Source organism: Pseudoalteromonas sp. BSi20439 (genome assembly GCF_000241165.1).
Taxonomy (GTDB): Bacteria; Pseudomonadota; Gammaproteobacteria; order Enterobacterales; family Alteromonadaceae; genus Pseudoalteromonas.
This window is the reverse complement of the sequence record NZ_BADW01000077.1, coordinates 21,519-34,711: the sequence shown is the minus strand read 5'-3', so window position 1 is coordinate 34,711 and position 13,193 is coordinate 21,519. Positions and strand designations below refer to the sequence as shown.

The 13,193-nt window shown below is 40.0% G+C and carries 10 protein-coding genes and 4 pseudogenes; 3 read left to right on the top strand and 11 right to left on the bottom strand.

Annotation, left to right across the window (positions count from 1 at the left end; all coding sequences use genetic code 11):
- Position 1: 1 nt before the first annotated feature.
- Entirely contained in the window at positions 2-976 is a 975-nt protein-coding gene (locus P20439_RS07305) for an efflux RND transporter periplasmic adaptor subunit (protein WP_242376017.1), read from the bottom strand.
- Positions 977-1,238: 262 nt separating this feature from the next.
- Between P20439_RS07305 and P20439_RS07300 the strand changes: the two are divergent.
- Positions 1,239-1,667 (top strand): annotated as a pseudogene (locus P20439_RS07300) (hypothetical protein); the annotation flags it as partial.
- 65 nt (positions 1,668-1,732) lie between these two features.
- Here P20439_RS07300 and P20439_RS07295 read toward each other — a convergent pair.
- Positions 1,733-2,739 (bottom strand): annotated as a pseudogene (locus P20439_RS07295) (rhodanese-related sulfurtransferase).
- A gap of 206 nt (positions 2,740-2,945) precedes the next feature.
- On the opposite strand from P20439_RS07295, the gene P20439_RS07290 reads away from it, so the two are divergent.
- Together P20439_RS07290 and P20439_RS07285 are read left to right on the top strand one after the other, a co-directional pair.
- Complete coding sequence (locus P20439_RS07290; RefSeq protein WP_008114733.1) at positions 2,946-4,268, top strand: DEAD/DEAH box helicase; 1,323 nt, start codon at positions 2,946-2,948, stop codon at positions 4,266-4,268.
- Between the two features lie 2 nt (positions 4,269-4,270).
- Positions 4,271-5,101, top strand: a complete 831-nt coding sequence (locus P20439_RS07285) for a S1 RNA-binding domain-containing protein (RefSeq protein ID WP_008114734.1) — start codon at positions 4,271-4,273, stop codon at positions 5,099-5,101.
- 55 nt (positions 5,102-5,156) lie between these two features.
- Here the strand turns inward: P20439_RS07285 and P20439_RS07280 are convergent.
- The 9 genes and pseudogenes from P20439_RS07280 to serC form a co-directional block, all read right to left on the bottom strand.
- A pseudogene (locus P20439_RS07280) lies at positions 5,157-5,502 on the bottom strand (hypothetical protein).
- Between the two features lie 120 nt (positions 5,503-5,622).
- The gene (gene pyrF / locus P20439_RS07275; protein WP_008114739.1) at positions 5,623-6,327 is read right to left on the bottom strand and encodes an orotidine-5'-phosphate decarboxylase; all 705 of its coding nucleotides are present in this window, start codon (positions 6,325-6,327) and stop codon (positions 5,623-5,625) included.
- 33 nt (positions 6,328-6,360) lie between these two features.
- A complete protein-coding gene (gene lapB, locus P20439_RS07270) occupies positions 6,361-7,497 on the bottom strand; it encodes a lipopolysaccharide assembly protein LapB (protein WP_008465696.1) in 1,137 nt (378 codons plus the stop codon).
- 2 nt (positions 7,498-7,499) lie between these two features.
- A pseudogene (locus P20439_RS07265) lies at positions 7,500-7,780 on the bottom strand (lipopolysaccharide assembly protein LapA domain-containing protein).
- 21 nt (positions 7,781-7,801) lie between these two features.
- Complete coding sequence (ihfB, locus tag P20439_RS07260) at positions 7,802-8,089, bottom strand: integration host factor subunit beta (RefSeq protein WP_008114744.1); 288 nt, start codon at positions 8,087-8,089, stop codon at positions 7,802-7,804.
- 67 nt (positions 8,090-8,156) lie between these two features.
- A complete protein-coding gene (rpsA, locus tag P20439_RS07255) occupies positions 8,157-9,824 on the bottom strand; it encodes a 30S ribosomal protein S1 (RefSeq protein WP_002961176.1) in 1,668 nt (555 codons plus the stop codon).
- Positions 9,825-9,919: 95 nt separating this feature from the next.
- Positions 9,920-10,630, bottom strand: coding sequence for a (d)CMP kinase (gene cmk / locus P20439_RS07250; RefSeq protein ID WP_008465692.1), 711 nt, complete (start codon positions 10,628-10,630; stop codon positions 9,920-9,922).
- Positions 10,631-10,737: 107 nt separating this feature from the next.
- A complete protein-coding gene (aroA, locus tag P20439_RS07245) occupies positions 10,738-12,015 on the bottom strand; it encodes a 3-phosphoshikimate 1-carboxyvinyltransferase (protein WP_008465690.1) in 1,278 nt (425 codons plus the stop codon).
- Entirely contained in the window at positions 12,015-13,097 is a 1,083-nt protein-coding gene (gene serC, locus P20439_RS07240) for a 3-phosphoserine/phosphohydroxythreonine transaminase (protein WP_008465687.1), read from the bottom strand. The genes aroA and serC overlap by 1 nt, the downstream gene beginning before the upstream one ends.
- Positions 13,098-13,193 lie beyond the last annotated feature (96 nt).

The following is a 13,193-nucleotide window of genomic DNA, read 5'->3' as shown; positions in this document are numbered from 1 at the left end:
GCTACTCCTGCGTATTAGCGATTGGCGCTGAGAAGCTTAGCTCTTGGTTCGCACGTAAGCGTTGTACGCCCTCTACCACTAAGTTATCTTGTTCTTTTAAAGCGCCCGAAACTAATAAACGACCAGCAAGGCGCTGTTCAATTTTCACATCAATTCGAGTGGCTTTTTTATCAACACTTGTCCAAACGTAAGGGCCTGTTGCTCCCCACAGTAATGCCGCCTCAGGTACAGCAGCAAAACGTTGCCCTTCTACTTCAATATGAACACGAAAACTCATGCCAGGTAAGAACTTTTGCTGCGGGTTTTCAAGCTGCGCTTTTACACGTAAGGTGCGGGTTTGTGGGTCTATTCGTGAATCTAGATAAGCAATTTTTGCGTTTACAGCATTTTGTGACTGCCAAGGAAATACTTTTACATTGCCTTTATTGCGCAGCATATAAACGGCCGATTCTGGGGCGTTAAAATTTATATATAAAGCACGCGTATCATCAATACTTGCAATCGCTGTTTGGGGAGTAATTCTGTCACCCACTTCAACGTCGGTAAGTCCCATAGTGCCGTTAAAAGGCGCACGAACTTGGCGGTCTTCAAATTCTGTTTCTGCTTGGGTAAGGGTCACTTTTGCTAATTCAACAACTGTTTTTGCATCATCCACATCACTTTGTGGCACTGCCCCTTTTGCTTGGCTTTGCTTTAAACGTGCGAGGGTTCTTTGGGTGTCAGCAAGTTTTATTTTTGCCTCTTCAAGTGCTGCTTTTTGTCTGCGTGAATCAAGTTCAAGTAACACATCACCGGCCTTTACGCTATCACCCGGTTTAAAATGCACCGCCGTTACTTTATCGCCCACAGCCGGATATAAAATAACCGAATGAATTGCTTCGGCGTTACCGACAGCCTGAACTTGCTCTTTAGCACGTTCCATCGCTACCTGCTCTACCACGACATTGGCACTCTTTACAGATAAACTTAACGACATTAAAGAAAAAATACGCTGGTAAAAAGAATTCGCGATTTCAAAGGATCACCCTAATTAATTATTATTTGCATTATGTTACGCAGTTTAACAGCTCTATGATCAATAAATAGCTAAGTACGACAAATTAGCAAAACAATAAGCTGAAATTAAGCATGCTAGCCACTCTACATATTTTTACAGCAGCATACAAAATCCACACATATTTAAATTACATTTATGACTATGATTTAGCACATCAATATTTTTAATAAAGGCAACATTTATGAAAAAGAGTTTAATTATGGTGATCTTGCTATCAGGCTGTGCATCACCAGGGATTGATCGGGCAGATCAAAATCAAGTTGTTAAACGTTATTATGCGTCTGTTGAATCAATGCAAAAAGTAACACTCTCCTCAGAAGTGGGAACTGGAATAGCTGCTGGTGCGGGGTTTGGCTTTGTAGATAGCTTAGATGGCAATAAAGAAGAAATGATTGGCGGCGCGATTGTTGGTGGACTAGTCGGTGGATTATTAACTGCTTTATTTGAAGGGGGGAATACCGCGTATCAGTATAATTTATATGCTGCTGATGAAGGTGAATTTACCGTTATTCAAAAGAAAAAGCTCGATAAAAACACAAAATGTGTGCTCGTCAATGCTGCCAACAAGGTCACGCTCTCTACTACAGATACAAGCATTTGTGAAAAGAGTATAAAATATAAAACCTCAGTTAAAACTGAGGTTTTTTTTAATAACGTACAAACTAAATGTACCGCTTATTTATTTCGCTGTGCGTCTTTTTGCGCTTTTTTAGCTTCTTTACGTTGTTGTAAAACAGCTTGTGCTTCGTTACCAATGTGGCCTTCACCGCGCGCTTGAGCAAGCTCTATTTGCCTTTGGCGCTCTGCAAAGCGAGCGCGTTGTTCATCGGTTACATTGTCAATACAGTGGTGACACGACACCCCTTCCATGTATTCTGGTTTTTGCTTTTCTTCTTCTGTGATAGGCATGCGACATGCGTGACACTGATCGTATGAGCCTTTTTGTAAGTCATGATTTACCGCTACACGGTTATCAAATACAAAACACTCGCCTTCCCACATGGTTTCTTCTTTTGGCACTTCTTCTAGGTATTTTAATATGCCGCCTTCAAGGTGGTATACCTCATCAAAACCTTGCTCTTTCATATAGGCTGTTGATTTTTCACAGCGAATACCACCAGTACAAAACATGGCTACTTTTTTATGTTTTGATGGGTCTAAGTTTTCTTTGGCCCACTGAGGAAATTCACGGAACGTTTTAGTGTTTGGGTCTACTGCGTTTTGAAACGTACCAATTTCAATTTCGTAATCATTACGGGTATCAACAAGGATCACCTCAGGATCAGAAATAAGGGCATTCCATTCATGTGGCTTAACATAACTGCCCACTACTTTTAATGGGTCTACGCCTTCAACACCCATAGTCACAATTTCTTTTTTAGCTTAACTTTTGTGCGGTAAAACGGGCATTCGTCATCAAATGATTCTTTGGTAACAATGTTGTCTAAATTTGGTTGGGTGTCTAACCACGCAAGTAAATTATCTATGCCTTCACGTTTTGCAGAGACAGTACCGTTAATCCCCTCTGCGGCAATTAATAAAGTGCCTCGTACTTCGTTTTGCTCCATTACATTGAGTAAAGGTTGGCGAAGTGCTTCAAAATCCGGTAGAGAAACAAATTTATACAGAGCGCATACAACAAAGTGTTCGCTGGTTGCATTATCTTTATGGACAGCAGTCATGGTATTCCTATTTTGCTTTTAAAACCCGCAAGGGGCGGTTTACCGAATCGTAAATCCGGCGCATATGGGGCGCGTATTTTACGCTTTTTTTATTTAAATGCAAAAAAATGGATGATAATGCGCTTTTTACTGTTAGCGCAGTAGCTCAGTGGGCTATAATGCGCGGATAAATTTATACAGACTTGCTCATATTGGAGAAATATACATTGCACTTTACTGATCTTGGGATTGATACTCGCCTAGAAACACAATTAGCGCACCAAGGGATCACCCAGCCTACCGATATTCAAGCTCATGCTGTGCCAACGGCACTCGCTGGACATGACATTTTCGCTCAGTCAAAAACTGGGTCAGGCAAAACTTTAGCGTTTTTATTACCTGCAGTGCAGCGAGTAATGAAACAAAAAGCACTCAGTAAACGTGATCCTCGTGTACTTATTGTTGCTCCAACTCGTGAGCTTGCAACCCAAGTGTTCACCCAACTACGGTTACTTATTGCCGGTACCAATATCAAGGCAGTTAAAATTCTCGGTGGTGAAAACTTTAACGACCAAATTAAAGCACTGCGCAACGACCCACATTTTGTGGTTGCTACACCAGGGCGCTTAGCCGATCACTTAAAACAACGCTCTTTACAGTTAAGTGGCTTAGAGCTACTTATATTTGATGAAGCTGACCGTATTTTGGATTTAGGTTTCACCGACCAGCTTAAGTTAATTAATGAACTGGCAGATCACCGATTACGCCAGACCCTATTGTTTTCAGCGACATTAGATCATGCTCAAGTAGATGCCCTTTCGCGTAATTTATTAAAAAAACCAAAACAAATTATGCTCAGTGCAGCCAATGAGCAACACAGTGATATTAAACAAACATTGTATTTAGCCGATCATCTTGATCATAAAGAAGCGCTACTTGAGCACTTTTTAAACCAAGATAACGTTGGCCAGTGCATTATATTTACTGCCACACGGGCTGATACCAGCCGTTTAAGTGAATCATTAAATAGTAAAGGCTTTAAATCTGTCGCATTAGCTGGGGATTTAACTCAAAGTAAGCGCCTTGATATTATGGATGCGTTTAGCCGTGAAAACTTTAAAATATTAATTACTACAGATGTTGCTTCGCGCGGTTTAGATTTACTCAGTGTTACCCATGTTATTAACTTTGATTTACCAAAACACGCAGAAGAATACGTTCATCGTATTGGTAGAACTGGTCGTGCTGGTTTTAAAGGTAACGCATTATCACTTGTGGGCCCTAAAGATTGGACAAGTTACTTGGCAATAAAATCATTTTTAAATGATGAATTATCGTTTGCTGCTGTTGAGGGTTTAAAAGCGAAATTTAAAGGTATTAAAGAGAAAAAAGTAGCGCCAATTAAACCGACTAAAAAAGCAGTGACCGCTAATAAGCCACAGCCAAAACGAAAAGCAAAACCGAAAAAGCCAGCGGCCCCAATTAAAGCACCTCTTAATATTGATGGTGATACCCCGATGCGTCGTAAAAAAAAGCCTGAGCAGGAATAATTATGAGTTACCTAGGAACCACCCAAACCCTTTTTGTTAAAGAAGTCAGCAACGAAGGTGCCTATTTAGATGGGCATGACTTAGGTGAAGTTTTTTTACCTAAACATGAAATAAAACATGAGCTTGAAGCCGGCGATAGCATCAGTGTATTCACATTTTTAGATAATGCAAACCTGCCAACAGCCACAACTAAAAAGCCGCATGCTCAAGTGGGTGAATATGCCCTACTGCGTGTAAAAGAAATAAACAGCATAGGCGCGTTTTTAGATTGGGGCTTAGAAAAAGACGTACTCGCACCGTTTAATGAACAAAAACCACGTATGCAAGAAGGCTACTCATATTTAGTGCGTTTATATCTTGATAACGCCAGTCAGCGTATTTGTGCCTCAACTAACTTTAACCGTTTTTTATCAAAAGATGAGCCTCAGTATAGTCACTTACAAGAAGTTGACTTAATTGTTGCAGGCAAAACTGATATTGGTTACAAGGTGCTTATTGAAGAATCCCATTTTGGCGTCGTGTTTTACAACATGGTGTTTAAAAACCTGTTTGTTGGTCAAAAGCTAAAAGGATTTATTCAAAAAGTACGTGAAGACGGAAAAATTGACGTCATACTTGAAAAACCAGGCATGGGTAAAGTAAGCGAGCTTGGTGAAAAAATAATGGAAAAACTAAAGGATGAGGGTGGCATATTAGCCATAGGCGATAAGTCTGATCCTGAATTAATTAAAAAAGTATTTTCGACCAGCAAAGCAAACTACAAAAAAGCCATTGGCGGTTTATTTAAACAAGGCTTAATTGATATTGAAGCTAAGTCTATTCGTTTAAAATAATTAAATAAAAAGCCACTTAAGTTTTAAACCTAAGTGGCTTTTTAGTATCTGAAATTTATAACCTAATATTTTTATAAGGTAAGGTACAGCGAGAATATTCATTTGAGTATTCAATTAATTCTTTTTTTAGAATCTAGATTTAACGGCGCTAGCCTAAAAACTTTTTCTGTACACTCATTTTGCATTTCATCATGTGTCGCAACACAGTCTCTGCTGCTAACATCTATTCCTGCTAACACACCTTCATTGGTGTAACACAGATGCTGGGCATAATTTTGAGCAATTTTTTTAAACTTGAATAAATCAACGGGGTAACCAGATACCAAGTCAGTAACGTTTGAAACATCATCATACATTTTAGTTGAAAAAACATATTTATTTACAGCAAAGCCACTAATCATAATTACAACTAAAAATATTATTATACGCAAAGCAGATCCCTCACTGCACACCCATAATTTAAATGTAGCACAAAGAAAAGCAGTTGTAAGGAACTGCTCTCAATTATGCTAATTTTTAATTTAAGCTATTGATTCATTTACATCATTTAGTACTTTTACAGGGTTTTGTGCCTGAGTGATCGGACGCCCAATCACTAAATAGTCACTACCCGCTTCAATCGCTTCTTTAGGTGTCATAATACGTTTTTGATCGCCTGCATCACTGCCCGCTGGGCGAATACCTGGCGTAACTAATTTAAACTCTTTCCCTAAAGCAGCCTTTAAACTTTGCGCTTCTTGCGCGGAACAAACAACACCGTCTAGTCCTGCTTGCTTTGTTAATTTAGCTAAATGCATAACTTGCTCTTGGGGTGATTTAGTTATATCTAAACGCTCAAGTTCAGCTTCGTCCATGCTGGTTAATACAGTTACCGCAATAAGTAATGGCGCTTTGTCGCCAAACTGCTCGAGTGCTTGTTTAGCTTTATGCATCATTTCATAACCGCCCGATGCATGTACATTGACCATCCATACACCCATTTTAGCCGCAGCAGTCACCGCTTTAGCAACGGTGTTTGGAATATCGTGAAACTTTAAATCTAAAAATACATCAAAACCTAAATCGACCAATTCTTTAACAAATGCAGGACCAAAATAAGTAAACATTTCTTTGCCCACTTTTAATCGACAGGTATCTGGTGATAACTGTTTTACAAATGCTAAAGCAGTTTGCTGATCATCATAATCAAGCGCGATAAGAATTTTTTTTGATTTTTCGAAAGACATAACTATCCTACTAGTGAGCGAAAAGTATAAAGATTAAAATCCGTCTAAGCCTCTGCTAGGCACAATGGTTTCCCAGTGTTTACATGAAGGGCAATTCCAATAAATGGTGTAGCTAGTAAAGCCACAATGCTGACATTGAAAGTCAGGTTTAGTGGCAATGTAAGAAGTAACAAGTTTATCGATTTGATTAAGCACATCTTTTGTATTTTTATTTTCTGTACTCATTAACTGTAATAAAAAACTAAAGCCACGAATAGTGGGTTGACGTTTTAAATTATCAGTCAAAAATTCAAAGGCTTGTTCAGTGTGTCCTTGCTCAAGCAAGGCTTGGCAATGCTGTATTTTTATCATCACCCCACCCTTTTCTAGTAACTCAGTAATGAGTTCATGAAATTGGTGAGTTAATTTTAATTGCTTATAGCTGTGAGCTAACTTTTCAATAAACAATGGCGCAAAAAAAGTAAATTGGCAGATTAATTCTCGCCAATAGTAAATTGCTTTTACGTAATCTTCTTTGGTGTAAGCTGACAGTCCAAGCTCATATAAAGGCCTAATTGTTTTAAAGTTTAAGCTAATGGCTTTACGCATAAGTTGTGGGTTATTACTGGCAATGGCATGCTCACAGTAAAAATTAGCGATGGCTTTAAAGTGTTGTTCTTTTGAAAAAAGCTCAGTATGCGCTTCAAACATATTAATGCCTTTTTGCCATTCACGGGTTTGTGAATATAAAGAAATTATCGGTTCGAGTGCATCTGCATGGCTATTTTTTACCAGCCATATTAAATGTTCTTCTGCGCTGTCTAATAAGCCAGCCATAATATAATCTTCGGCTAGTTCTAAACGGCTATTAGCGGCTTGTTTTTCGTTAAGACTTGGGTGTTTTAGCAGCAGTTCGTGAATTTTTATTGCGCGGTCAAGCTCACCACGACGGCGAAACATGGTGGCTAAAGTAGAATAATGTTCAACAGAGTCAGCAGCTACTTCGAGCAAATTAATTAAATGCTCAAGCCCCTGATCTTCTTCTCTGTCCAGTAAAAACTTTAAGCCTTTACTGTATTCAGAAGTAATTTGACGATTAAACTGATGAGCCTGATTTTTTGCACTGTTTTTCCCCATGATCCAACCATAACCGGCAGCAACGGGAAGCAGTAAAAACAACAGCTCAATCATAATTAGGTGTCTTTGTTGGCAATACGCTTTTTATTATCTTTTTCAGGCGTTAATTGCTTTTTTAAACGGTAATTTTGCCACTTTAATTGCGTGAACAATTTAAAACTCACAAAACAACCCACTACAACACCTAGCAAAAAGCAGATACTTATTATAACGGCTAAAGGTAATGTATTACTGGCTATTATGTAGTTAATTTGTGTTAATTGTGGGTTTTGAGAACCCAATACAAATGCACCAATTAAAAAAGTGCCGCCAGAATAATTTTTAATACCTTGAACAAGTAACTACTCCAATAAGTTTACTAAGCAATGCTCTCGTTTACACGGTCACGTAGTTCTTTGCCTGGTTTAAAATGAGGTACATGCTTACCATCTAACTCTACAGTTTCACCTGTTTTAGGGTTACGGCCTGTACGAGGCGCACGGTAATGCAAAGAGAAACTTCCAAAACCTCGGATCTCAATACGATCTGAAGAAGATAATGAGCCGGCCATTTGTTCAAGAATTTCTTTAACAGCGTTCTCAACATCTTTCACAGGAATATGTGAATGTTGTTCAGCAAGTGTTTCTATCAGTTCTGACTTAGTCATAGCGTTTCCTTAAAAAGAAATAGTGGAAGGGCATAAACTGCCCTTCCAATTAAAAGACTATAATTAATTAGTCTTTTTGTGCATTTGCGAAAGCAGCTGCCATTGCGTTTTCAAACACTGGCTCTTCTTTCTTAAGCTTCTCTAGTACTTCTTTCTCTTCTGCTTCGAAAAGAGCTTTAACAGATAAGCTTAAAGTGCGGTTCTTACGATCAACACCAACGTATTTAACTTCAATCTCGTCGCCTACAGAAACAACAGTAGTTGCATCTTCAACGCGCTCTTGAGCGATATCAGCTACACGGATGTAACCTTCAACGCCTTCGATAAGTTCAACAGTTGCGCCTTTCGCATCAACTTCAGTCACTTTACCTTTAACAATAGCACCTTTTTTGTTTGCATCAAGGTAGTTATTGAATGGGTCAGCTTCGATTTGCTTAACACCTAGAGAGATACGTTCACGCTCTGGGTCAACTTGCAATACGATAGCAGTGATTTCGTCGCCTTTCTTGAATTCACGTACAGCTTCTTCGCCAGGTGTATTCCAAGAAATGTCTGAAAGGTGTACAAGACCATCAATACCACCGTCAAGACCGATAAAGATACCGAAGTCAGTGATTGATTTGATCTTACCAGTAACTTGGTCGCCTTTGTTTTGTAGACGAGCAAATTCCTGCCAAGGATTAGCAATACATTGCTTAAGACCAAGAGAAATACGACGACGTTCTTCGTCGATTTCAAGAACCATAACTTCAACAGTGTCACCAAGTGAAACAACTTTTGAAGGGTGGATGTTCTTGTTAGTCCAATCCATTTCAGAAACGTGTACTAGACCTTCAACGCCTTCTTCGATTTCTACGAAGCAACCGTAATCAGTAAGGTTAGTTACACGACCAGAAAGTTTAGAACCTTCTGGGTAACGACCAGCGATAGCTGCCCATGGATCTTCGCCAAGCTGTTTAAGACCTAGAGATACACGAGTTTTATCTTTGTCGAATTTAAGAACTTTAACTGCGATTTCGTCGCCAACATTAACGATTTCTGAAGGGTGTTTAACACGCTTCCACGCCATATCAGTAATGTGTAGTAGACCATCAACACCACCAAGGTCAACGAATGCACCGTAGTCAGTAAGGTTCTTAACGATACCTTTAACTTCTTGACCTTCAACAAGGTTAGCAAGAAGCTCTTCACGTTCTTGTGAGTTTTCTGATTCGATAACTGCACGACGTGAAACAACAACGTTGTTACGTTTTTGATCAAGCTTGATTACTTTAAATTCAAGCTCTTTGCCTTCAAGGTGAGTTGTGTCACGTACTGGACGAACATCAACAAGTGAACCAGGTAGGAAAGCACGGATTGAATCAACTTCAACAGTGAAACCGCCTTTAACTTTACCGTTGATAACACCAGTAACAGTCTCTTGCTCTTCACATGCTTTCTCAAGACGGATCCACGCTTCGTGACGCTTCGCTTTCTCACGAGAAAGGATAGTTTCACCGAAACCGTCTTCGATTGCATCTAGTGCAACATCTACTTCGTCGCCAACAGCAACTTCTAGTTCACCAGCAGCATTTTTGAACTGCTCTGCAGGGATAGCACTTTCTGATTTAAGACCAGCATCTACAAGTACAATGTTGTTCTCGATTGAGATTACTGTACCTTTAACGATAGAGCCTTGCTCTGCTTCAAAACCCTTTAAGCTTTCTTCAAATAACTGCGCAAAATTTTCTGACATACGAATATACGTCTCATATATTAATACCAATAAGCAACCATGCTGCATGGGGTTGTTAAAATAGCACTGGCGTCCTGCTGGTGCATAAAATGTGTTTAGCTTCGTTTAGGAAGCTTACCTTCAGAGATGCTTGAATCTAATAAAATTATAACTTTATCAAAGACTTGCTGTGCGTTGAGTTCGCTAGTATCAAGCTCAATCGCATCCTCTGCAGGTACAAGCGGCGCAACGGCGCGATTCATATCGCGATCATCACGAGCCCGAATGTCCTGTAATAGACCACTTAGTGTAACATCAAGCCCGCGCTCATTCAACTCAACAAAACGTCTGCGAGCACGTTCTTCTGCACTTGCGGTTAGAAATATCTTTAATGGCGCATCAGGAAACACAACAGTGCCCATATCGCGACCATCAGCAATTAAGCCATTTTCAGTTCTAAACGCACGCTGGCGACGAAGTAACGCTTCACGAACTCGTGGCAATGCCGCCACTTTAGACGCTGCAGCTCCCACTTCTTCATTTCGAATAGTGGTTGTTACGTCTTCGCCTTCTAAAATAATCTTTCCTGCATTAGTGTCACTGTCTATCAAAAACTGCACATCAAGATTTGCAGCTAATGGAACCAGTGCTTCTTCGTTATCTAACGCAATTTGGTGATGAAGTGCTGCAAGTGAAAGTACGCGATAAATTGCACCGCTATCTAACACATCCCAGCCTAATTTTTCAGCCAATAAGCGACAAACAGTTCCTTTACCAGAACCACTTGGGCCATCTACGGTGATTACGGGCATTAATAACGCCGGCATTTAAAACCTCCTTCAATGCACACCAAAATAAACCGCCACATTATACGTCAATTATTAAAGATTATCCGCTTTTAGTATGTAACTTTTTATAAATACTTATAAATAGCCTATTTACTGACAGATGCTAACACGTTGAAAAATGTTGGGAATGTCTTGTAAGTACAGGCTGGATCGTTAATCGTTATGGGCTTACCCCCTACTGCAACCATTGCAAAGCACATGGCAATACGGTGATCGTCGTAGGTATCTACAGCCACATTATTAAAATGTTTTGGCGGTGTGATCTCAATAAAGTCCTGCCCTTCAACCACGTCAGCCCCTACTTTTTTAAGCTCGGTGGCCATAGCGTGTAAACGGTCAGTTTCTTTTACTCGCCAGTTATAAATGTTGCGAATTGCCGTTGGCCCTTTTGCAAACAAGGCAACTGTAGCCAGGGTCATTGCAGCATCAGGTATTGCATTAGCATCAATATCAATACCGTTAAGCTCACCTTTACGAACAACTAAACGTTCGTCATACCAATCAATTTTGGCACCTACTTGCTCCATAACGTTAGCAAAACCAATATCACCTTGAACTGATTTAGCACCGACGCCTTTAATTTCTATTTCGCCGCCGGCAATTGCTGCAGCAGCAATAAAGTAAGAAGCAGATGAAGCATCCCCTTCGACCATAATTCGCTCAACGGCTTGATACTGTTGTGCACCTTTTACAAAGAAAGTACTGTAATTGTCATGCTCAACGGTAACACCAAAACGCGCCATTACATCAAGAGTAATATCAATGTAAGGCTTAGACACTAACGTGCCTTTAATTTTAATTTGAGTATCACCTTTAAATAACGGTGCAGCCATAAGCAACGCCGTTAAAAATTGGCTTGAAATACTACCGTCAATTTCGACTTCACCACCCGCTATTTTCCCGCCGACAATTTTAAGTGGCGGATAATCTTTATTTTTTAAATAACTAACATTACCACCTAAGGCTTGCAGTGCATCAACTAAGTGGCCAATTGGTCGCTCTTCCATACGTGGCTCACCAATTAACTCATACTCCCCAGCAATCGCTGCAAGCACGGCCGTTAAGGGACGGTATGCTGTACCTGCATTACCTAAAAACAGTGCTTCAGTTGGCGTTTTAAATACGCCACTCACGCCCTCTACGGTCGCTACGGTGCGCTCAGTATTAAGCGTTACATTAACGCCTAAGTGCTTTAACGCACCCAACATATGGCGAATATCATCACTGTCTAATAAGTTTTCTACAACCGTGGTGCCGTTTGATAGTGCAGCCAATAATAGAATGCGATTTGACAAGCTTTTCGAACCCGGCAGAGTAACACTGCCATTAACCTGTGAAATAGGCGCTAAAGAAAGTTGCTCCATTAGCTGTTCTCCTTTGCGAAAGCCGCCATAAAATCAACTAATGCTTTAACCCCTTCCAGTGGCATTGCGTTATAAATACTCGCGCGCATACCGCCAACAATACGGTGCCCTTCAAGCGCTAATAAGCCCGCTTCTTTTGACTCTTTAACAAACTTATCATTTAGGCTTTCATCAACTAACCAAAAAGGCACATTCATACGTGAACGACAATGTTTTGCTACCTTGTTGGTGTAAAAATCAGACTCATCGATAAAGTCATAAAGCAGCTGAGCTTTGGCAGTATTATGTGTTTCCATGGCTTTTACACCGCCATTTTGCTCAAGCCATTCAAATACTTCAGCTGCTAAATACCATGCAAAAGTCGGTGGAGTGTTAAACATACTGCCTTGTTTTGCTTCAAGGGCGTAATCCAAAATACCTGGCTTAGCTAGCCCTTCACGCTCAAGTAGCGTTTTACGAACAATTACGATAGCAATACCCGATGGGCCGATATTCTTTTGAGCACCTGCGTAGATTAAATCAAATTGATTAACGTCAATTTCGCGCGATAGAATAGTCGACGACATATCGGCGACAATCGGTGCTGTTGGGTGACTGGGTACATCAAAAATCTCTAGACCATCTACAGTTTCATTTGGGCAGTAATGAATATATGCAGCATCGGCTGGTAAAACCCAATCGACTACCTGCTTAATAGAAAATAAACCGTTATCATCATTACGTACGTCAATTGTGTGAGTTTGAGTAAACTTATCGGCTTCGCTAGTTGCACTTTTTGACCACACGCCATTTTCACAATAAACTGCTTTTTTACCGTTAACATGAAGGTTTAAAGGTACGGCACTGAATTGACCTCGACCACCACCGTGCATAAATAGCACTTCAAACTCGTCACTTATATTCATTAAACGACGCAGGCTGGCTTCACATTTAGCGGTTAATGCTAAAAATTCATGACTACGATGACTTATTTCCATCACCGATACACCAAGACCTTGCCAGTTTAAAAACTCTTTTTGCGCTTTTTGCATGACTGCCGGTGGTAACATTGCAGGGCCTGCACAAAAATTATATATACTCATTACCTTTTCCTCATTCCAGTAATTTAACTTGAATTAAACTAATTTAATTTTTTTCAACTACATAAAAAAAGCGGCCAAGGCCGCTTTTTTCAATCT